This is a genomic window from Streptomyces sp. NPDC003036 (genome assembly GCF_040611175.1).
Taxonomy (GTDB): Bacteria; Actinomycetota; Actinomycetes; order Streptomycetales; family Streptomycetaceae; genus Streptomyces.
This window is the reverse complement of sequence record NZ_JBEXNO010000017.1, coordinates 22,208-41,952: the sequence shown is the minus strand read 5'-3', so window position 1 is coordinate 41,952 and position 19,745 is coordinate 22,208. Positions and strand designations below refer to the sequence as shown.

At 72.9% G+C, this 19,745-nt stretch carries 21 protein-coding genes, 1 pseudogene and 1 riboswitch; of the genes and pseudogenes, 7 read left to right on the top strand and 15 right to left on the bottom strand.

All coding sequences use genetic code 11. The annotated features are described in order from the left end of the window. Positions 1-5: 5 nt before the first annotated feature. The 4 genes from rpmF to ABZX67_RS14920 form a co-directional block, all read right to left on the bottom strand. Positions 6-176 (bottom strand): 50S ribosomal protein L32, encoded by a 171-nt coding sequence (rpmF, locus tag ABZX67_RS14935; protein ID WP_355359412.1) that lies wholly within the window; start codon positions 174-176, stop codon positions 6-8. 82 nt (positions 177-258) lie between these two features. Then, positions 259-798, bottom strand: coding sequence for a PadR family transcriptional regulator (locus ABZX67_RS14930; protein ID WP_355359409.1), 540 nt, complete (start codon positions 796-798; stop codon positions 259-261). Positions 799-866: 68 nt separating this feature from the next. Further along, positions 867-2,888: an NADPH-dependent 2,4-dienoyl-CoA reductase gene (locus tag ABZX67_RS14925; protein ID WP_355359406.1), complete on the bottom strand. Its 2,022-nt coding sequence runs from the start codon at positions 2,886-2,888 to the stop codon at positions 867-869. Between the two features lie 92 nt (positions 2,889-2,980). Then, on the bottom strand, positions 2,981-3,229 hold the full coding sequence (locus tag ABZX67_RS14920; RefSeq protein WP_355359662.1) for a hypothetical protein: 249 nt from the start codon (positions 3,227-3,229) through the stop codon (positions 2,981-2,983). Positions 3,230-3,454: 225 nt separating this feature from the next. Here ABZX67_RS14920 and ABZX67_RS14915 point away from each other — a divergent pair. Both ABZX67_RS14915 and ABZX67_RS14910 read left to right on the top strand, forming a co-directional pair. Beyond that, a pseudogene (locus ABZX67_RS14915) lies at positions 3,455-3,886 on the top strand (MBL fold metallo-hydrolase); the annotation flags it as partial. 202 nt (positions 3,887-4,088) lie between these two features. Further along, a complete protein-coding gene (locus ABZX67_RS14910) occupies positions 4,089-4,322 on the top strand; it encodes a hypothetical protein (protein WP_355359403.1) in 234 nt (77 codons plus the stop codon). Positions 4,323-4,375: 53 nt separating this feature from the next. Here ABZX67_RS14910 and ABZX67_RS14905 read toward each other — a convergent pair whose 3' ends face one another. The 8 genes from ABZX67_RS14905 to ABZX67_RS14870 all read right to left on the bottom strand — a co-directional run bounded on the left by ABZX67_RS14905 (position 4,376) and on the right by ABZX67_RS14870 (position 9,748). Next, positions 4,376-5,221, bottom strand: a complete 846-nt coding sequence (locus tag ABZX67_RS14905) for an ATP-binding cassette domain-containing protein (protein WP_355359400.1) — start codon at positions 5,219-5,221, stop codon at positions 4,376-4,378. Beyond that, the gene (gene cbiQ / locus ABZX67_RS14900; protein ID WP_355359397.1) at positions 5,218-5,967 is read right to left on the bottom strand and encodes a cobalt ECF transporter T component CbiQ; all 750 of its coding nucleotides are present in this window, start codon (positions 5,965-5,967) and stop codon (positions 5,218-5,220) included. The genes ABZX67_RS14905 and cbiQ overlap by 4 nt, the downstream gene beginning before the upstream one ends. A gap of 6 nt (positions 5,968-5,973) precedes the next feature. Continuing rightward, entirely contained in the window at positions 5,974-6,372 is a 399-nt protein-coding gene (locus ABZX67_RS14895) for an energy-coupling factor ABC transporter substrate-binding protein (RefSeq protein ID WP_355359394.1), read from the bottom strand. Beyond that, the gene (locus ABZX67_RS14890) at positions 6,369-7,061 is read right to left on the bottom strand and encodes an energy-coupling factor ABC transporter permease (protein ID WP_355359659.1); all 693 of its coding nucleotides are present in this window, start codon (positions 7,059-7,061) and stop codon (positions 6,369-6,371) included. The genes ABZX67_RS14895 and ABZX67_RS14890 overlap by 4 nt, the downstream gene beginning before the upstream one ends. Positions 7,062-7,090: 29 nt before the next feature. Next, positions 7,091-7,327: riboswitch (cobalamin riboswitch) on the bottom strand. 11 nt (positions 7,328-7,338) lie between these two features. Beyond that, on the bottom strand, positions 7,339-7,761 hold the full coding sequence (locus ABZX67_RS14885) for a PTS fructose transporter subunit IIA (RefSeq protein WP_355359391.1): 423 nt from the start codon (positions 7,759-7,761) through the stop codon (positions 7,339-7,341). Beyond that, positions 7,758-8,384 (bottom strand): dihydroxyacetone kinase subunit DhaL, encoded by a 627-nt coding sequence (gene dhaL, locus ABZX67_RS14880; protein ID WP_355359388.1) that lies wholly within the window; start codon positions 8,382-8,384, stop codon positions 7,758-7,760. The genes ABZX67_RS14885 and dhaL overlap by 4 nt, the downstream gene beginning before the upstream one ends. 8 nt (positions 8,385-8,392) lie before the next feature. After that, complete coding sequence (gene dhaK, locus ABZX67_RS14875; RefSeq protein ID WP_355359385.1) at positions 8,393-9,385, bottom strand: dihydroxyacetone kinase subunit DhaK; 993 nt, start codon at positions 9,383-9,385, stop codon at positions 8,393-8,395. 210 nt (positions 9,386-9,595) lie between these two features. Beyond that, positions 9,596-9,748, bottom strand: a complete 153-nt coding sequence (locus tag ABZX67_RS14870) for a hypothetical protein (protein ID WP_355359382.1) — start codon at positions 9,746-9,748, stop codon at positions 9,596-9,598. A gap of 293 nt (positions 9,749-10,041) precedes the next feature. On the opposite strand from ABZX67_RS14870, the gene ABZX67_RS14865 reads away from it, so the two are divergent. The 4 genes from ABZX67_RS14865 to ABZX67_RS14850 all read left to right on the top strand — a co-directional run bounded on the left by ABZX67_RS14865 (position 10,042) and on the right by ABZX67_RS14850 (position 15,565). Continuing rightward, positions 10,042-10,401 (top strand): hypothetical protein, encoded by a 360-nt coding sequence (locus ABZX67_RS14865; RefSeq protein WP_355359379.1) that lies wholly within the window; start codon positions 10,042-10,044, stop codon positions 10,399-10,401. 12 nt (positions 10,402-10,413) lie between these two features. Continuing rightward, complete coding sequence (locus ABZX67_RS14860) at positions 10,414-13,998, top strand: hypothetical protein (RefSeq protein ID WP_355359376.1); 3,585 nt, start codon at positions 10,414-10,416, stop codon at positions 13,996-13,998. 341 nt (positions 13,999-14,339) lie between these two features. Then, positions 14,340-14,777: a hypothetical protein gene (locus ABZX67_RS14855; protein ID WP_355359373.1), complete on the top strand. Its 438-nt coding sequence runs from the start codon at positions 14,340-14,342 to the stop codon at positions 14,775-14,777. A gap of 161 nt (positions 14,778-14,938) precedes the next feature. Further along, on the top strand, positions 14,939-15,565 hold the full coding sequence (locus ABZX67_RS14850) for an antibiotic biosynthesis monooxygenase (protein ID WP_355359370.1): 627 nt from the start codon (positions 14,939-14,941) through the stop codon (positions 15,563-15,565). A gap of 21 nt (positions 15,566-15,586) precedes the next feature. Here ABZX67_RS14850 and ABZX67_RS14845 read toward each other — a convergent pair whose 3' ends face one another. Beyond that, on the bottom strand, positions 15,587-16,381 hold the full coding sequence (locus tag ABZX67_RS14845) for a VOC family protein (protein WP_355359367.1): 795 nt from the start codon (positions 16,379-16,381) through the stop codon (positions 15,587-15,589). 111 nt (positions 16,382-16,492) lie between these two features. Further along, complete coding sequence (locus ABZX67_RS14840) at positions 16,493-18,103, bottom strand: FAD-binding oxidoreductase (RefSeq protein ID WP_355359364.1); 1,611 nt, start codon at positions 18,101-18,103, stop codon at positions 16,493-16,495. Between the two features lie 214 nt (positions 18,104-18,317). On the opposite strand from ABZX67_RS14840, the gene ABZX67_RS14835 reads away from it, so the two are divergent. Beyond that, on the top strand, positions 18,318-18,839 hold the full coding sequence (locus ABZX67_RS14835) for a DUF2165 domain-containing protein (RefSeq protein ID WP_355359656.1): 522 nt from the start codon (positions 18,318-18,320) through the stop codon (positions 18,837-18,839). Between the two features lie 23 nt (positions 18,840-18,862). On the opposite strand, the gene ABZX67_RS14830 is transcribed toward ABZX67_RS14835, so the two are convergent. Beyond that, positions 18,863-19,732, bottom strand: a complete 870-nt coding sequence (locus ABZX67_RS14830; protein ID WP_355359361.1) for an aldo/keto reductase — start codon at positions 19,730-19,732, stop codon at positions 18,863-18,865. Between the last annotated feature and the right edge of the window lie 13 nt (positions 19,733-19,745).

The following is a 19,745-nucleotide window of genomic DNA, read 5'->3' as shown; positions in this document are numbered from 1 at the left end:
CGTGCTCAGCCCTCCGGCTGGATCAGGCCGCGCTCGTACGCCTTCACCAGGCGCTGCGGCACCTGGTAGACGGAACCGTCGACCGTCACGGGCACCAGCTGGGGCGTGGACGCCTTCCACTGGGCGCGGCGGTGGCGGGTGTTGGAGCGGGACATCTTCCGCTTGGGTACGGCCATGACTGCGAGACCTCCATCGTCGGTACGGTGGCGGTCACGCTACATGGAAATGATTACCGTTAACAAACTTGGTGGAGTCCCGTCAGTGGTCGCGGTCGAACTCGGCCAGCGCCTCCGTCAGCCACGCCGTCCAGAACCGCTCCAGCTCGATGCCCCCGCGCAGCACCAGATGGCGCAGCCGGTCCGCCTCGGCGGCGCGGCGCTCCGGCGGGAACTGCCGCTCCTCCATGCCGAGGTACTCCTCCAACTGCGCCTGGTGCAGCACGAGATGGCGGCGCAGCTCGTCGGCGAAGCCCTCCGTCCCCACCACCGCCGCGGCGCGCAGCCGCAGCAGCAGGGCGTCCCGGATGGGCTTGGGGTCCTCGCTCCTGCGCACCCACGCGGTCAGCGCCTCGCGGCCCGCGGGCAGGACCTCGTACTCCTTCTTCTGCCCACGGGCCGGAGCCTGCGAGGGCAGGGCCCGGATGTGCCCCGCCTGCTCCAGTTTTCCCAGCTCGCGATAGATCTGCTGATGCGTGGCCGACCAGAAGTAGCCGATCGACCGGTCGAACCGGCGGGTCAGCTCCAGACCCGAGGACGGCTTCTCGAGCAGAGCGGTGAGGATCGCGTGCGGGAGTGACATGACCGCATCCTAGGGACGCGCGGACAGCGGGATCAGCACGGTCGGCGCGGTCAGCGGGGTCCGCGCGGTCACAGCTCCGCCGCCAGCCGCGTCCCCTGGTCGATCGCGCGCTTGGCGTCCAGCTCGGCGGCCACGTCGGCGCCGCCGATCAGGTGCGCGGACACCCCGGCCGCCACGAGCTCCTCGTACAGCTCGCGCCGCGGCTCCTGCCCCGTGCACAGCACGACCGTGTCGACCGGCACGGTACGGGCCTCGCCGTCCACGGTGATGTGCAGGCCCTCGTCGTCGATCCGCTCGTACGTGGCGCCCGCGACCATGGTCACGCCCCGGTGCTTGAGCTCGGTGCGGTGGATCCAGCCGGTCGTCTTGCCCAGCCCCGCGCCGACCTTGGACGTCTTGCGCTGCAGGAGGTGCACGGTGCGCGGCGGCTTCGGACGCTCGGGGGCGCGCAGCCCGCCGCGCCCGGCGTACGACGTGTCGACGCCCCACTGCCGGAAGTACGTCTCCGGGTCCCGGCTCGCGCCCTCGCCGCCGTCCGTCAGGAACTCCGCCACGTCGAAGCCGATGCCGCCCGCGCCGATGACCGCCACCCGCTCGCCGACCGGCGCGCCGTCGCGCAGCACGTCCAGGTAGCTGACCACGGACGCGTGGTCGACACCGTCGATGGCGGGCGTGCGGGGGGTCACGCCGGTCGCGACGACGACGTCGTCGTAGCCGGCGAGCGACTCGGCGGTGGCGTACGTGCCCAGGCGTACGTCCACGCCCTGCTCGGCCAGCCGCGTACGGAAGTAGCGGAGCGTCTCGTCGAACTCCTCCTTGCCCGGCACCCGCTTGGCGATGTTGAGCTGTCCGCCGATCTCGTCCGCGGCGTCGAACAGCGTGACGTCGTGGCCGCGTTCGGCGGCGCTCACCGCGCACGCGAGCCCGGCCGGGCCGGCGCCGACCACCGCGACGCGCTTGCGCAGCCGGGTGGGGGAGAGGACCAGCTCGGTCTCGTGGCAGGCGCGCGGGTTGACCAGGCAGGAGGTGATCTTCCCGCTGAAGGTGTGGTCCAGGCAGGCCTGGTTGCAGCCGATGCACGTGTTGATGGCCTCCGGCCGGCCCTCCGCCGCCTTGGCGACGAAGTCCGGGTCGGCGAGGAAGGGCCGGGCCATCGACACCATGTCCGCGCGCCCCTCCGCCAGGATGCGCTCGGCGACCTCCGGGGTGTTGACGCGGTTGCTGGTGATCAGCGGCACGGAGACCGAGCCCATCAGCCTCTGCGTCACCCAGGTGTACGCGCCGCGCGGCACGGAGGTGGCGATGGTCGGTATCCGGGCCTCGTGCCAGCCGATGCCCGTGTTGATCATCGTCGCGCCGGCCGCCTCGATCTCCTTGGCGAGCGCCACGACCTCCTCCAGGGACGAGCCCCCGGGCACGAGGTCCAGCATCGAGAGCCGGTAGATGACGATGAAGTCCTCGCCGAGCCGCTCGCGCGTCCGCCGGACGATCTCCAGCGGGAAGCGCACCCGGTTCTCGTACGAGCCTCCCCACCGGTCGGTGCGGTGGTTGGTCGCGGCGGCGATGAACTCGTTGATCAGGTAGCCCTCGGAGCCCATGATCTCCACACCGTCGTACCCCGCCGACTTCGCCAGCTCGGCGGCGCGTACGTAGTCCTCGATCGTCTGCTCGACCTCGGCGTCGGTCAGCTCGTTCGGTACGAAGGGGCTGATCGGCGCCTGGAGGGCGCTGGGCGCGACGAGGTCGCGGTGGTAGGCGTACCGCCCGAAGTGCAGGATCTGCATCGCGATGCGCCCGCCGGCCGCGTGCACCGCGTCCGTCACGACCCGGTGCTGCGCCGCCTCCTGCTCGGTGGTGATCTTGGCCCCGCCCTCGTACGGCCGCCCCGCGTCGTTCGGCGCGATCCCGCCCGTCACGATCAGCCCGACGCCCCCGCGTGCCCGGGCCGCGTAGAAGGCGGCCATGCGCGCGAAGCCGTTCTCCGCCTCCTCCAGGCCGACGTGCATCGACCCCATGAGCACGCGGTTGGGCAGGGTGGTGAACCCCAGGTCCAGCGGGCTGAGCAGATGCGGGTACGGGCTCGGGGTCATGGGGCCTCCTCGGCGGGTGTCGTCGCACCAGTTGTAGACGACGCCGGACGTCTTGTGCAACAAGTTGCATAAGGCTCCCGGCGTGACCTGCGCTACGTACGGCGCGCCCCCGCATTGAGGAGCTCGAAGACGGAGGAGAAGCTTTCCGCCCCCTTCCCCTCGGCCGCCCGCCCGTCCAGCAGCGCCTTCAGCGGCTCGTGCACGGCGGCGCCGACGCCGTGGGTCCGGCCGAGCCGGACGAGACGGCCGACCGCGACCCGGTTCAGGTCGACGGTGGAGACCCCGTTCGGGTACGCGCCCGAGGCGGCCTCGCCCGCGACCTCCGGCAGGAACTCCGCCATCCCGCGCAGCCCCCGCCGCCGGCGGCGCGAAGTCCCCCGGCGGCAGGCCGCCGACGGCGTCGAGCAGCGCGGCCGCGGGCGGCCCTGGGCGCGGCGCGGTTCGCCGCCGCGTACGCCACCGGCCTCCGGCAGGGGGCGTGACGGGCGCGAGCTGCGGTACGCGCCCCCGCGGTACCACCATGGAAGGGAGGACGCCCCATACCCCAGGAGCATCGGAGCTCCGCCATGACCAATCTGAAAGCCGGCCGCGATGTCACCGTCCTCGCGGACTGCCTCGAAGTACCCGGGATCGGCTTCCTGCCGGTCAACGCGTTCGTGCTGCACGCCGAGGAGCCGGTCGTCGTGGACACCGGCCTCGGCCTGCCGGACCGCGATTTCCTGGAGCGGCTCGGTTCGGCCGTCGACCCCGCCGACGTGCGGTGGATCTGGCTGACGCACCCCGACCGCGACCACACCGGAGGACTGTTCGCCCTGCTGGAGGCCGCCCCGCGGGCACGGGTCGTCACCACCTTCGTCGGTGCGGGGATCATGTCCACCGAGCGCCCGCTGCCCCTCGACCGGGTCTTCCTGCTGAACCCCGGGCAGTCCCTGGACGTCGGCGACCGCACGCTCGCGGCGTTCCGGCCGCCGCTCTACGACAGCCCCGTGACGGTGGGCTTCTACGACGACCGCTCGCGCACCTGCTTCACGTCCGACTGCTTCGGCGCGCCGATGCCGGACGCGGACCTCGCCGACGGCGGCACCGCCGAGGCGGTCGCCCCCGAGGACCTGCGCGCCGGGCAGCTGCTGTGGGCGACCGCCGACAGCCCCTGGGTGCACAACCTGGACGTCGACAAGTACCTCGCGACGATCCCGGCCGGTGCGGGAGATGGACCCGGAGGTGGTGCTCAGCACGCACCTGCCGCCGGCGACCGGACTCACCCCCCTGATGATCGACACGATCAGCGGCGCACCGGGCGCGGACCCGTTCATCGGGCCGGACCAGCAGGCGCTGGAGCGGATGCTCGCGGGCTTCGAGCCGTCCGGAGCGGCGGCCCGGGGGGATCCCGCCGAGGCCGCCGCCGCGACCCCCGTGCCGGGCCCGCCCACCTGAGCACGCGGCCCCCGACCCCTACGCCTCCCGGGGGCCTACGCGCCCCGTACCGCCTACGCGCCCCGTACCGCGGCCGCCCACTCCTCCAGCTCCTCCGGCGTGCGCGGCCCCGGCGCGTCCGCGCCCAGCAGGCCCCTGTCCCGGAGCACCCGGGCCACCGCCATGCCCCACGGGCGGCGCAGCCGGGCCGCGTCCAGCAGGGCGGCGTCCGCGAGGAGCTCGGCCACCGGGCCGGTGCGCAGGCCGTCCGGGGTGAGCACCGCCGCGTCGTCCGCCCAGCGCAGGGCCAGGTCCACGTCGTGCGTGGCCATCACGACCGTCGTCCCGGACGCCCGCAGCCGGTCCAGCACCTCCAGCAGCCGCTCCTGGCCGTGCGGGTCCAGGCCCGCCGTCGGCTCGTCGAGGATCAGTACCCGGGGGCGCATCGCGACCGCGCCCGCGATCGCCGCCCGCTTGCGCTGCCCGTACGACAGCAGGTGCGTCGGCCGGTCCTCCAGCGCCGTGATGTCCAGCGCCTCCAGGGCCTCGCGCACGCGGGCGCGTACCTCCGCCTCCGCCAGGCCCAGGTTCATCGGCCCGAACGACACGTCCTGCCCCACCGACGCCGCGAACAGCTGGTCGTCCGGGTCCTGCACCACCAGCTGCACGGTCGTCCGCAGCCGGGTCAGCCCCGCCCTGTCGTACGACACGTCCTCGCCCGCCAGCAGCAGCCGCCCGCTCGCACACCGCAGGCCGCCGCTCAGCAGCCGCAGCATCGTGGTCTTGCCGCTGCCGTTGCGGCCGAGCAGCGCGATCGCGCGCCGCTCCGGCACGGCGAAGTCGATGCCCGACAGCACGGCGGGCCCGTCGTCGTAGGCGAATCCCGCACCGACCAGTTCCACGACGGCGTCACGATTCATGGCAGGAACCTTTCGAGTACGAGGGTGGCGGCGACGAGCCCCGCCAGCAGGGCGCCCGTCGCGGCCAGGAACCGCCGGGAGACCGCCGCCTCCGGCACCAGCACGCGCAGCGTGCCGTCGTAACCGCGCCCGGCCAGCCCGGTCTGGAGCCGCGCCGCCCGGTCGAAGGCGCGGACGAACGCCGTCGCGCCGAGCCCCGCCAAGGACCGCCAGGCGGCCGCCCGGCTGGTCAGCCCGAGTCGCGCCGCCTGCGCTTCCCGGATCCGCCGCACGGCGTCCAGCAGCAGGAAACTGATCCGGTACATCACCAGCGCCACATCCACCACCGGCGCCGGCACTCCTGCCCGCACCAGCCGGGGCAGCACGTCCGAGACCGGCGTCGTGAACGCGAACAGCAGCACCCCGAGCGACGCCGCCGACGTCCGCAGCAGCAGCTGCCCGGCGTGCACCGGACCGTCCGGCGCGAGCGCCACCCACCCTTCCGGACCGCCGACCTGGAACAGCAGCGGCACCGCGCCCGTGACGCAGAAGCCCAGCGGCACGCGGAACGCCCGCCACAGCTGCCGGCGCCCGACACCGGCCGGGCCCAGCAGCACGGCGAGGGTGGCGGCGGCCACCAGCACGGCCCCCGGCCACGGCGGCAGACAGATCGCGAGGACCGTCAGACCGAAGCCGAGCACGGCCTTCTCGCACGGGTGACGGCGGCGCCAGCGACTGCTGTGCGCCGCCGCGTCGATCGGCAGCACCGGCGGCTACTCGGCCGTCGTCTCGGCGACTTCGGCCGTGCGGGCGGTGTCGGCGGTACGGCTGGTGCCGGCAGTAGCGGGAACGGCCCCGGTACGGTCCAGTGCCCGCGCCTCACCCTGCCTGCGGCCGCGCCGCAGCCCGAAGTAGTACGCCAGCACGCCCGCGCCGATCGCGGCCTGGAGCGCGAAGAGCGCCGACTCGATCTCACCGGACGGCGGCTCGTACAGCGGGCTGAACCACGGCTCGTAGTCCGGATCCAGCTCGGTGATGGCGGTCTCGGCCTGCGCGTCCGCGCCCGTGAACGGCTCCTCCTTGTGGTCGCCCATGCCCAGCGCGAGCGGAAGCACGGCGAGGGCCACGACGACGAGGAGCAGCAGCGTGTTGATCCTGGCGTTACGGCTCATCGCGCCACGGCCTCCTTCTTCACGGGGTGCGCCGGCAGCACACCGAGGCGGGCCAGATCGCCCTTGCTGGACTGCGTCAGCAGCCGCATCACCAGCACGGTGAGCAGGCCCTCGCTCACGGCCAGCGGAAGCTGCGTGACGGCGAAGATCCCGCCGAACTTCGCCAGCGCCCCGGCGAAGCCGCTCGCCGGGTCGGGGAACGCCAGCGCCAGCTGCACGCTGGTGACGCAGTACGTGGACAGGTCGGCGACGAACGCCCCGAAGAACACGCTCACCATCAGCGGCACGTCGAAGCGGCGCAGCAGCCAGTACGTCCCGAAACCGGCCCACGGCCCGACGACCGCCATCGAGAAGGCGTTGGCGCCCAGCGTGGTGAGCCCGCCGTGCGCCAGCAGCAGCGCCTGGAAGAGGAGCGTGATGGTACCGAGCACCGCCATGATCGGCGGCCGGAACAGGATCGCGCCCAGCCCCGTCCCGGTCGGATGGGAGCAACTGCCCGTCACGGAGGGCAGCTTCAGAGCGGACAGGACGAAGGTGAAGGCACCGGACGCGCCGAGCAGGAGAGTCGATTCGGGATGGGCCTTGACCTCGCGGGTCAGGGCCCGGACGCCATGGGCGACGAAAGGGGCGGCGGCGACGGTCCAGGCGACCGCGTGCACAGGGGGCAGGTACCCCTCGGCGATATGCATGATGTGGGAGACCCTCTCCAGCACCTCGTGGATGGACAACGCGCCCTGGCCGGTCTCCTGGCTGACGGGTCATGCAACGCCGCGGCTCCGCCTTCCCGGACACCACGGTCTCCCGTGGGGTTCCAGTGGCTTCCCGGGGTGGTTTCCCCGGAAGTGGAGCCGGACTTCCCGATCACAGTGGCGAGGGCCGCACCGGTACCGCACCGGTTTCCCGTACACCAAGGCCCTGCGACACTAGTGCGTTGACCAGGTACATCACAACCCGTCCCGCACGCGGTCACTCCTTGCGATAGCCGTACGCCTCCGACGCGGCCGCCACCACGGCCTCCAGGTCGCCGCCCGCCGAGGCGGTGACCACGGCCGCCACCGCGCCCTCCACGAACGGCGCGTCGACCAGCCGTGTGCCCTCGGGAAGCTCGTCGCCCTCCGCCAGCAGCGCCTTCACCGTCAGTACGGCGCTGCCGAGGTCGACCAGGACGGCCACGCCCGCCCCGGCGTCGACCGACGCCGCCGCCCCGGCGATCAGCTCGGCGCTGGTGCCGAGCCCGCCGTCCGCGGTGCCGCCCGCGGCGGCCACGGGCGCGGTCCCGCCGCCGCCCGCCAGGCCCCTGGCCAGCTCGGCCACGGACGACGCGACCGCCGCGCTGTGCGACACGAGGACGATGCCCACGCGCCCGCCCGCGCCCGCGCCCCCGCTCACCGGGCGGCCTCCGCTTCCCGCAGCGCCGCGATCAGCAGCGCCGAGGACGCCGCGCCCGGGTCCTGGTGCCCGATGCTGCGCTCTCCGAGATAGCTGGCCCTGCCCTTGCGGGCCTGCATCGGTACGGTCCCGAGGGCGCCCTCCTCGGCCGCCCGCGCCGCCGCGGCGAACGCCTCTCCCGGCGGGGCGGTGCCGAGCGCCTCGACGGCCGGCTCCAGTGCGTCGAGCATCGTCTTGTCCCCGGCCTTCGCCCCGCCGAGCTGCGCCACCGCGGCCGCGCCCGCGCGCAGCGCCTCGGCCAGCGCGGCGGGAGTCACCTCGGCGGCGTCGCCCAGCTCCTTGCCGGCGCGCCGTAGCAGCGTCCCGTACAGCGGCCCCGACGCCCCACCCACGGTCGAGATCAGCTGCCGCCCGGCGAGCACGAGCACCGCGCCGGGAGTCGCGGGCGGCTCCTTGTCCAGCACCTCGGCCACCGCCGCGAACCCGCGCCGCAGGTTGGCCCCGTGGTCGGCGTCGCCGATGGCCGAGTCCAGCTCGGTGAGCCGGTCCGCCTCGCGCTCCACGGCCGCCGCGGCGGCCGCCATCCAGCGCCGGAAGAACTCCGTGTCGAGCGTCACGGGCATCACGGTCCTCACATCCCCCATCGCAGAGCGGCCGTCCGCACCGGCGCGTCCCACAGCCGCAGCATCTCCTCGTCGGCCTCGCACAGCGTGACCGAGCAGCCCGCCATGTCCAGCGACGTCACGTAGTTCCCGACGAGCGTACGAGCCACCGGCACGCCGCGCTCGCGCAGCACCCGGTGCACCTCGGCGTTGAACCCGTACAACTCCAGCAACGGCGTCGCCCCCATGCCGTTGACCAGCAGCAGCACCGGCCCGCCGGGCCGCAGGTCCTCCAGGACGGCGTCGACGGCGAAGTCGGCGATCTCCCGCGAGGTCATCATGGCCCGCCGCTCGCGCCCCGGCTCGCCGTGGATGCCGACGCCCAGCTCCAGCTCGCCCGGCGGCAGATCGAACGTGGGCCCGCCCTTCGCCGGCGTACTGCACGCGCTGAGCGCCACCCCGAAGCTGCGCGACGCGGCGTTCACCCGGCGCGCGATCGCCTCCACACGCTCCAGCGGCGCCCCCTCCTCGGCGGCCGCGCCCGCGATCTTCTCCACGAACAGGGTGGCCCCGGTCCCGCGCCGCCCGGCCGTGTACGTACTGTCGGCCACCGCCACGTCGTCGTCGACCAGCACCTTGGCGACCTGCACGCCCTCGTCCTCGGCGAGCTCGGACGCCATCTCGAAGTTCAGCACGTCACCGGTGTAGTTCTTGACGACGAACAGCACGCCGCGCCCGCTGTCCACGGCCGCCGCGGCCCGCACCATCTGCTCGGGCACGGGACTCGTGAACACCTCGCCGGCCGCGGCCGCCGCCAGCATCCCCGCCCCGACGAACCCGGCATGCAACGGCTCATGCCCCGACCCGCCCCCCGACACCAGCGCCACCTTCCCCTCGACCGGGGCGTCACGCCGTACGACGATCCGGTTCTCCACGTCCACGGTCAGCTCGGGATGCGCGGTCGCGATCCCGCGCAGCGCGTCGGCGACGACGGTCTCGGGCACATTGATCAGCATTCTCAACGGTGTCTCCCAGACGGGTTGTCAGGACGGCCCCTCTCGGCGCCCCATGGCGCCCTGCGGTGCCCTCCGGCGGGGCTGGTGCCGACTCGATGCCGACTTTACTGATGATGTGTCACTTGCCGGTGTGAGCGGCGCAAGCCAGTCGGGCCCAGACAGTGTGCCCTCGTGCGTGGAGCCTGTCGCCCCAGGAGCCGGCCAGGGACAGCGGCTTCACCCCGGCTTCGGCCGGCACGTCGGCCAGGCGTACGCCGATCCAGCGGCATGGCCGGCGTAGGGGCCGCCGACCTCGTTGGACACGCACGCGAGCGCGATGTCCCGCTCGACGAGCTCCCGGTCGAGGAGGTCCTGAAAGGTGAGCGTCAAGGCCTGCGCGCCCCCTGGGCACCGGTACGGCGGGCGAGTCCCGGCCGCGGCCGAACGAGGGCTGCCCTGGGGGACACAGCGTCACGCGCACGCGACGGGCCCAGTGTCCGGCCCAGGACGCCGGCGCCGGTGGAAGCGACAGCGGGGCCGCTCTTGCGCGCTGTGAGAGTCCACGAGGGAGGGGGCGTGGCCCCGGAATCCGCCCTTGTCCCGGCACGGGAAAAATCGTCGAAGTCCCGCGCGAAGAAGGCGGCGTGGTGGAAACTGGGCGCTGACTGCGTCAGGGGGGTCTGATGACCGAGGTGGATCTCGTGGTGGCGGCGCTTGCCGCCGGTGCGTCGGCGGGGCTTGTGGACACGGCGAGCACCGCCGTGCGGGACGCGTACGGCGCGCTCCGTGAGGCGGTGCGCCGTCGGATGTCCGCACGTGGCGAGGAGGTGCTGGACGCCGAGCAGGTGGAGCCGGAAGTCTGGGAGGCGCGGCTGCGTGAGGAGCTGATCGCCTCCGGTGCCGACCGGGACCGGGAACTCCTGGCGGCGGCTCAGAACCTCTGGGCGCTGGTCCGCCCGGAAGGCAAGTACCACGTCGACACGCGCGGGGCCAAGGGCGTGCAGATCGGCGACCACTCCACCCAGAACAACACCTTCAACTGAGGGCCGTAGCCGGTGGACAGCCACGACGGCCAACCCCCGTGGGTCGACGCCCGAGGGGCGTCCGGGTTCCAGGTCGGGGAGGGGAACCTGCAGATCAATGTGCGGGCCGGCGAACCAGTCCCGGCCCGGTCGGCCTACCTCTACCAGGTGCGGTCGATCGCACCGGAAAGGCTCCACGGCCGGGAGGCGGAGCTGGCCGAATTGGCCGAGTTCTGCACCCGCCCCGGCGGGAGCGCCTACCGGTGGTGGCGGGCGAAGGCGTGGGCGGGCAAGTCGGCCCTGCTGTCCTGGTTCGTGCTTCACCCGCCGGAAGACGTGCACGTCGTCTCGTTCTTCGTCACCGCGCGATTCGCCGGGCAGAGCGACCGCGAGGCGTTCATCGACGTCGTCATGGAGCAGCTCGCGGCGCTACTGGGCAGGCCCGTGCCCGCGCACCTGACCGGGGCCACCCGTGCCGCGCACCTCCTCGCGCTGCTCGACGACGCGGCCACTGTCTGCCAGGAGAAGGGGTCGCGGCTCGTCCTGGTCGTGGACGGGCTCGACGAGGACCTGGGGGTGACCACCGGCCCCGACGCGTACAGCATCGCCGCACTGCTCCCGGCCCACCCTCCCGCCGGGATGCGCATCATCGTGGCCGGACGCCTCGCACCGCCGCTGCCCAGCGACGTGCCCGACCATCACCCGCTGCGCGAGCCCGGGGTCGTACGGCTCCTGGAGCCGTCCGGGTTTGCCGAGGTCATCCGGCACGCTGCCGAGCAGGAACTCAAACGGTTACTGACCGGCACACCCACCGAGCAGGACCTGTTGGGCCTGCTGACGGCGGCGGGCGGCGGCCTGTCCGTCCAGGACCTGATGGAACTCACCGGTACCCGCGACCCGTGGAAGATCGCTGAGACCCTGGACACGGTGTCCGGCCGAACTTTCGAGCAGCGCCCGGCATTGGTCCGGCACGGACCGGAGCGGCCTGAGCACGTCTACCTGCTGGCCCACGAGGAGCTCCAGCAGGCGGCGGTGACCCGCCTCGCCGGAGATCGGCTCACCGCCTACCGTCAACGCCTGCACAACTGGGTGGACGGGCACCGGGAACGCGGCTGGGACGCGCACACCCCCGACTACCTGCTGCTCGGCTACTTCCGCAGTCTGCGCGCGGACGGCGACACCTGCAGGATGCTCGACCTGGCGCTCGACCCGGGCCGCCACGCCTGGCTGCTCGACACCACCGGCGGCGACGCCACCGCCCTCGCCGAACTCACCGTGACCCAGGACGCGATCCTCGCCGCCGCGAGCCCGGACCTGCCCAAGCTGACCAGGATCGTCCTGTGCCGGGGGAGTCTGTCGGAGCGTAACGCCTCGCTGCCTGTGGCGGTGCCCGTCGTCTGGGCGCTGCTCGGCCGCGTCGACCGGGCCCGGGCGCTGGCCGAGTCCATGGGGCGGGGGAGCTCGGCGAGGGCGCTCGCCGGGGTGGCGAGGGAGGTGGCCGAAACCGGCAACCGGGCGCTCGCCGAGTCCATCGCACGGAGCATCACCGAACCGGACGAGCGGGCCAAGGCGCTTTCGGCGGTTGCCGCAGCAGCCGCCAGGGACGGCGACCGGCATCGGGCGGCCGAGCTGGCCGACGCCGCCGAGCAGGCGGCCCGCCGGATCGACAACTACCTTACCCGGGCCTCCTGCTGGGCCACGCTGGCAAGGGACGCAGCTGCGGCAGGTGACCAGCGGCGCGCCGCCGAGCTGGTTTGCGAGATCAGGGCGCTCGCCGACGATCCGAAGATCGCTGCCGGGAGATGGTGGCTCGACGCCGATTTGGCCGCGGCGCTGGCCGCGGCCGGCGAGCACGGCGACGCCCTGGCGGTGGCCCGCGCCATGGATGACCCTGATCGGCGGGCGAAGGCCCTTGCCACTGTGGCGCGGGCGGTGGCCCGCAGCGGCGACCTGACCTCGGCATACCGGGCGGCTGCCGAGGCAGAGGCCGCAGCCCGCGCGGTCAGCGGAGTCTGGCTACAGCATCCGATGGCAGTGGTGATCGAGGCGATGGCCGCCGCTGGGGCCCCGGATCGTGCGGCGGAGCTCACGGCCGAAGCTGTCATCGGACTCATCGACGGCTCCGACGACCGCCCGGTCTTCCAGCTGGGGGGCGATCTCGCCGTCCTCACCGGTGCCGCAGCCCGGGCCGGCGACCACCACCGTGCCGAGACACTGGCCCGGGCCAACCCCGATCCGGAGTCCAAGGCGCGGGCGCTGGCCGCAGTGGCCGAAGCGGTCGTGCGGTCCGGAGACCACCGACGCGGGCTCGATCTGGTGTCGGAGGCCCAGGAAGTGGCCCGGGCGGTCCGGTCCCCCGTGCATCAACAGGCGGAACTCGCTGCCTTGGCCGGAGTTGCGGCCCGATCGGGAGACCTCGACTGGGCCCTGGCCATCGCCGGGACGGTGCACGACCCCGCCCGTGCAGTGGCCGCGCGGAAAGCTGTGGCCCGGGTCGCGGCGAACGCGGGGCACTTCGATCGTGCCGAGGCCATCGCCCGCGCCATCGACAACGTGAGCGGCCAGCGCGACGCTGTACTGGCCGTCGTCGCCGAGGCCGTCCTCGAAGCGGGGGCCGTGGAGCGGGCCGTGGAGATCATTCTCACGATCGAGACAATGCGCCCGTGGATGCTGGCCTTGGCCGCGATGGCCGGCATGAGAGAGGCATCTGGCAACCGCGATGATGCGATCAAACTGATGGACTGGCTCCTGGCCGGCATCCCCGAAGCGGGCGAGGACCTGGACGAGTCGAACGTGCTCACTCTGGCCGAGGCTGTCGCCGACACCGGTGGCGTCGAGCAGTCCGAGCGCGTCGCCCGCGTGATCGAGGACTTCGCACTACGGGCCCGGGCACTGGCGGCGGTGGCGCGGGCAGCCGCCCGCAGCGGCCAGGTGAGCCGAGCCACCGCGCTCGTCGACGAGGCCGAGGCGGTGGCCCGCAGCATCGGCGGACCTCACGATCGGGGACGTACCCTGGCATCTCTCGTCGAGACGATCACCAGGACCGGAGACCAGGAGCACGTCATCCTGGTCGTCGGCGGGGCCGGGGCGCTGGCCCGCACCGTCGATGCAACGTCGGAGCGGGCACGCACCCTGGCGGTGGTTACCGAGGCGATCGCCTGGACCGGGGACCACGAACGGGCCGCCACACTCGCCACTGAGATCGAGGACGCGCTCGAGGCGGCGGGCTCGCACGGGAACTGGGAGCTGTTCGCCGACCTCGCCCGGGCAGCGGCCGAGACCGGACACCCCGAGCGAGCGGAAGGGATCGCGGACCGGATCGCTCTTCCGGCGATCCGAGCCCGAACCCTGGCCCACCTGGCCAACGCGGCCGAGCCCGCAGCGGCCCAGCGCCTTACGGCGCGGGCTTTCGCCATCGACTTGTGGACGGCCGTGGACGTGCTGCACCGGCTGGAACCGGAGGTGCTGCTTCTCCTCGCGGAGGACCTGGGCGTCGCCGGCTTGCGCACCGTACCGCCGAACCCCGTCGACGCTCCGCCCCTCAGGCCGGCGTCGGCCCGCCGCCATCGGATGCACCTCGCCCTACGCTGGCTCCGCCGCACCGGTCAAGGAACGTGATCAGTGTGCTCAGGCTCCCCTGAGGAGGCTGCGCCGCCCAGGCGCTCGCGCGGCGCCCAGGGCTTCAGCGGACGCAGCGCCGTCTGCGGCCAGGCGGTCGACCCTCGCCACCCCTCGCCGGCTCCGGTCGGCAGGCGGTGGGCCGGGGAGCCCCGGTCGGGCCGGACGAAGTCGGTGATGAGCCACCCGGCCGGCAGGCTCGTCTTCCCCGGCCCCGTAGCCCGCGTACGCCGCGGCGGTGGTCCCGGCGTGGACCTGGTGGCGTTCAACTCCTAGCGGCAAGAGGTGAATTGGTCCGAGACTGGGTCCACAGCCGGCCCTACCACCGAAAGGTAACCGAGTTGACGGACGCGGGTACGGAACAGTGGCGCGTGGTGGCGCTGGCCTATGCCGGTCTTGGTGTCGGCTTCGTGGCCTTGAGCTTGGTGTGCGTCTTCTGGGGCGGGCTGTTCAGTGTCGTCTTCACCCTGATCGCCGGGGTGAGCGCTGTCCTTGCGTTGATGGCGGCGGCCGGATTCCGGGGGCTTGTTCCTGGGAGCGGGACCAGGGTGCATGCGGACCTCGCCCAGTTCGGCTGGGGGTTTCTGAACCTCGTATGGACGGCGCTATCGGTGCTGATGCCCTTCGCTGTGTGCGCTTGGCTGTTCTTCCTGGACGAGCGGTTCCCGGGGGAGACGCTGAGGGCGGGCGTCGCTCTGCCGGGGTTCCTGGTGCTGAGTGCGCTCGTGCGGCACGCCCACCGCCTGGCAGCCAGGACATTCGACCGCGGTGTCGGATGAGATGCGGGGTGCTGAGGATGAGGCTGCGGCCCTGTGATCCGGCGACGCCAGCGGTCAGCAGCGCAACCGGAGGATGCCCCTGACCCACGGCCCGGGATCCGGGCTCGGTTGCGGAGGCCCGTATGGTGGGCCTGGGCGCGGCGCGATGACGAGGAGAACGAGTGACTGCGCCGAGCCTTGAGCATGCCACTGTCCCCGCCGACGCCGGTGAGGTGACGCTGCTGATAGCCCGCCAGGTCGAGCCGGGCCACGAGGCCGTTTTCGAGGAGTGGGCGAGAGGCATTCTGGACAGCGCGTCCCGCTTTCCGGGCCATCTCGGCTACGGGCTGTTCCGGTCCTCCGGGGACGGGGCACCCTGGTTCCTCGTGCACCGCTTCCGCGACGCGGAGGCGTGCAGGGCATGGCAGGAGTCCCCGGAACGGGCGGCATGGTTCGCGAACTGCGAAGGGCACCATCACACGGAGATCGCCCGGCGCACGCTGACCGGCATGGAGACCTGGTTCGCCAAGCCCGGATCGACACGCCCCGCGCCTCCACGGTGGAAGATGGCGATCAGCGCCACCCTGGCGATCTATCCGATCACGCTCCTCGGCAGCTACCTGCTGGTGCCGCACCTGACCACGCTGCCGGTGATCCTCTCCAGCGCCGTCATCGCCGGCGTGTACAACGTCCTGATGACGTATGCGGCGATGCCGGCGGTGAGCCGGCTGCTGCGCGGGTGGCTCGGCGGTCAGCGGGGCAAGGGCGGACGGTGGACCGGCCGGGCCCGCGGCGGCCCGCGCCCCTGACCGCTCGGTCCGGGCGTCGGTTCACCCCTCGACAGGTGCGAGGACCACGAAGTCCGCGCCGGACGGGTCGACGCAGACGGCGAGCCGGCCGACGCCCTCCGCGTCCTCGGGGCCCATCTGGACGGTGCCGCCCTTCTCCCTCACCTTGGCGACCGTCGCGTCGCAGTCGGTGGAACCGAAGACCGGATGCCAGTAGGCGCGGCCGCCGGTCAGCGTGAGCGCGCCGGCCGGGAGCTGCATCAGACCGCCGTGCATACGCTCCGGAGGCTGGCCGGACGGGGTGATCAGCGCATACGTCCCGCCCCCGCCCGGAAGGTCCACGTCCTGCGTCTGCCAGCCGAACAGGTTCCCGTAGAACTCCTTGGCGGCGGCCGCGTCCGTCGTGTACAGCTCGGTCCAGCCCAGACTTCCCGGACCGTCCACCGCCTCCACCCCCTTGTACGACCCCGGCTGCCACACGGCGAACTGGCCCCCCTGCGGGTCGGTGTACTGAGCCATCCGGCCCTCGCCGTCGGCGTCCATCGGGGCGACCCGGACCGTGCCGCCCGACCGCTGCACGGCTTCGGTGGTGGCATCGGCGTCCGGTGTACTGAAGTAGATCATCCAGGCCGAACGGGCGCCCTCCTCGGTGAGCTTCCCGAGCCCGGCGACCGTCTTGCCGTCCAGCTTGAACGAGCCGTAGTCCCCCTCCTCCGGGCTGAACGGCTGGAACTGCCAGCCGAACACCGCGCCGTAGAAATCGACCGCCGCCGGGATGTCCGGTGCGCCGAGGTCGAGCCAGCAGGGGGAACCGGGGACGAAGTCAGTGGTGATCACGGCACATGCCTCGCTTCGCGGGTGTCACGGCGATCGCGTACGGCAGAAGCGTGACACCCACCACTGACATCCGCCCTCCGGAAGGGACGAACCGGTGACGGCGCCCGGGCCTCAGAAGGTCTGCGCGTGGCGGAAGAGCCGGCCGGGATCGTATGCCGCCTTCACTTTCACCAGCCGGTCGATGTTCACGCCGTAGTAGGCGCGACGCCAGTCCCGCAGGGCCGGATCGGTGTAGTTCTGGTACGCCTGGCCGCTCGCCCACGGCCGCATCACGTCGTACGTGGCATCCAGCCAGGCCCGGTGCCGTGCCACCGTGGCGGCGGGGGCCCGGTCGGGCCAGGAGACGATGTACTGGGCGAGGAAGAGCGCGTCACGGTGGACGAACGCGGTGTCGGCGGCCCGTACCCGGTTGGCCGCGCCGCCCATCGCGTCCAGCGCGATGCTGCCCGCCCCGCCGCCGCTGAGACGCGCCAGCTGCTCCACCCGGGCGATCAGCGCCTTGATGCCCGCGGCCGGGATGGGGCGCGTGTAGAAGTCGGAGCGCGCGGTGTACGACTCGCGCGCCACCCGGCCCTGCGGGTTACGGCCCGGCAGGGATCCCTTCTGGTGGGCCTGCGCGATGGTCCAGCCGGACACCCCGCCCATCACCTTCATCGCGTCCATGAACGGACGGGTACGGATCGACGCGGACTTCGGCGCCGCGCCGATGGCGTCGGCCAGCCGGTCCAGCCGGTTCTCCAGGTCCGCCCGGCCCGAGAGGGCGAGCCCGCCGACCCGGACCGACCCCGGCCGCCCGCCCACCGGAGCCGCCAGGTGCAGGTTCGCCCAGATCTCGTCCGGCGCGGTCGGAGCCCAGCGCTGCCACTGGCGCACCACGGCGGCGGCACGCGACCAGGGCCAGCTCAGGAAGAACGTCGTGCACTCCGGAGCCGCGTGCGTCCGCATGCGCAGCTCCGTGACGACACCGAACTGCGCGTTGCCGCCACCGCGCAGCGCCCAGAACAGGTCGGCGTCGCGCTTGGCGTCGACGTCGCGTATCCGGCCGTCGGCCGTCACGATCCTGGCTCCCGTCACGCTGTCGCTGGTCAGCCCGTAGGCACGGGTGACGACGCCGATGCCCCCACCGAGCGCCAGACCCGCCACGCCCACGGTCGGGCAGGACCCGGCCGGCACCGTCCGGCCGCGGGCGGTCAACCGGTCGTAGACGTCGATGAGTTTCGCCCCCGCCCCGATCGTCGCGGTGCCGCCGCTCAGCGAGACGGACGCCATCCTCTGTACGTCGACGATCAGCCCCGGCCCGGACGACCAGCCCGCGTACGAGTGCCCACCGCTGCGCACCGCCACCGGCACCCCGTGGCGGCGGGCGAACGCCAGGCAGCCGCGGACGTCCTCGGGCCGCGCGCAGTACGCGATCCCGGCCGGGCGCACGGCGTCGAAGCGAGGGTTGAACAGGGTACGGGCCGTGTCGTAGTCGCGATCGCCCGGCCGGACCAGCGTTCCATCCAGCCCCTTGGCCAGCGCCGCCCAGTCCGCCGCGCGCGGTGCCTTCGGTGCCTTCCCCGCCCCGCCCGCTCCCGCCCCGGACGCGCGGGTGCCGGCGACGCCGGTCAGGAACGCCCCGGAAACGGCAGCGGCGGCGCCCGCGCCCAACAGGCGGCGCCGGCTCGGCCCACGGCCCGCTTCCGCTCGCGTGCCGCTTCCGGGTGTCGTCGTCTGGTTCATCGTCCGTTCCCCACTGCTGTGTCGACCTGTCGCAGGAGGGATGATGAAAGGAAGCGGAACGGGGTTGCCCGTAATCGTCCGGGTGTTGAGGGGGCTTCAAGTGACAGGCAGTTCCGAACGCGCCGAGCGCACCGAACCGAGCGAACGCACCGAACCGACCGAGCGCACCGAACCGAGCGAACGCACCGAACCGACCGGCCGCGCCGGCACCCCGCTGGACCGGCTCCTCCGGCTGGGCACCCTGCCCGGCGCGGCGGCCGCGCTGACGGGGACCGTCGCGCTGTCCATGGTCCTGGTGGCCTTCGGCAACATCACCGACTTCGGGACCAACCAGCAGTTCGTCCAGCACGTCCTGGCCATGGACACCACCTTCAAGGACCCGCAGTTGATGTGGCGGGCGATCACCTCGCCCGCCCTCCAGAACGCGGCGTACCTCGCCATCATCGTCTGGGAGGTCCTCACCGCGGGTGCCCTGGTGCTCGCCACCTGGCTCTGGGCGGTGGGGCTGCGCCGCAAGACCTACGACACCTACGACCGTGCCCGCCGGGCGAGTACCGTCGGCCTGGTGATGGTGCTGCTGCTGTTCGGGGGCGGTTTCTTCGGGATCGGCGGAGAGTGGTTCGCCATGTGGCAGTCCTCCGACTGGAACGGCCTGGACTCGGCCCTGCGTTACGTCGTCCTGGCGGCCTTCGCCCTCGTCGTGGTCCACCTCCCGGCAGCACGCGACAGGCGGTAGCGTTCCGGTTGCCCCGTCCAGGACTACCCGACGCGGAGGGCCATACGCTCGAGGCGCTGCCGCTGCGAGTCGGTGAGCCGGAGGTCCGCCGCGGCGAGGTTCTCCTCGAGATGGGCGAGCGAGCCGGTTCCGGGGATCGGCAGGACGACCGGGGAACGGGCGAGCAGCCAGGCGAGCAGCACCTGGGGGACGGTGGCCCCGAGTTCGGTGGCGACGGTGGCGAGCACGGCCGCCTGACCCGGGTCGGTTTCCGCCCCGATGGGACGCCAGGGAAGGAAGGCGATGCCGTCGGCCTCACATGCCTCCAGAACCGGCTCGTGCTCCCGGTCGAGAAGGCTGTAGCGATTCTGCACGCTCGCGATCTCGGCGGTCTGCCGGGCCTCGGCGAGCTGCGCGGTGGTGACTTCGGACAACCCGATGTGCCCGATCTTTCCTTCGAGCTGGAGCTCGCGGAGCGTGCCGACCTGGTCGGCGACGGAAACCTCCGGGTCCATCCGGTGCAGCTGCAGGAGGCCGACGCGCTCGGTCCGCAGCCGGCGCAGGCTCTGCTCCACCTGCTCGCGCAGGCTCTCCGGCCGTGCGTCGTACGCCCATCCCTCCGGACCGGACCGAGTGACACCGACCTTGGTGGTGATCAGCAGGTCACTCGGGTACGGATGGAGCGCTTCGGCCAGGAGTTCCTCGTTGGCCCCCCATCCGTACAGGTGGGCGGTGTCTATCAAAGTGACGCCCAGTTCGACGGCGCGCCGGACCACCGCGATGGCGCCATCCCGCTCGGAGCCCGGCCCGGTCGGCAGGCGCATGGCGCCGAACCCGAGTCGGCGTACCGGGAATTCCGCTCCTATGGAGAACGTGCCTGCCGCGTCCGGAGCGTTCGAGGTGCTTGAAGTCATCGGTTCCCCCCTT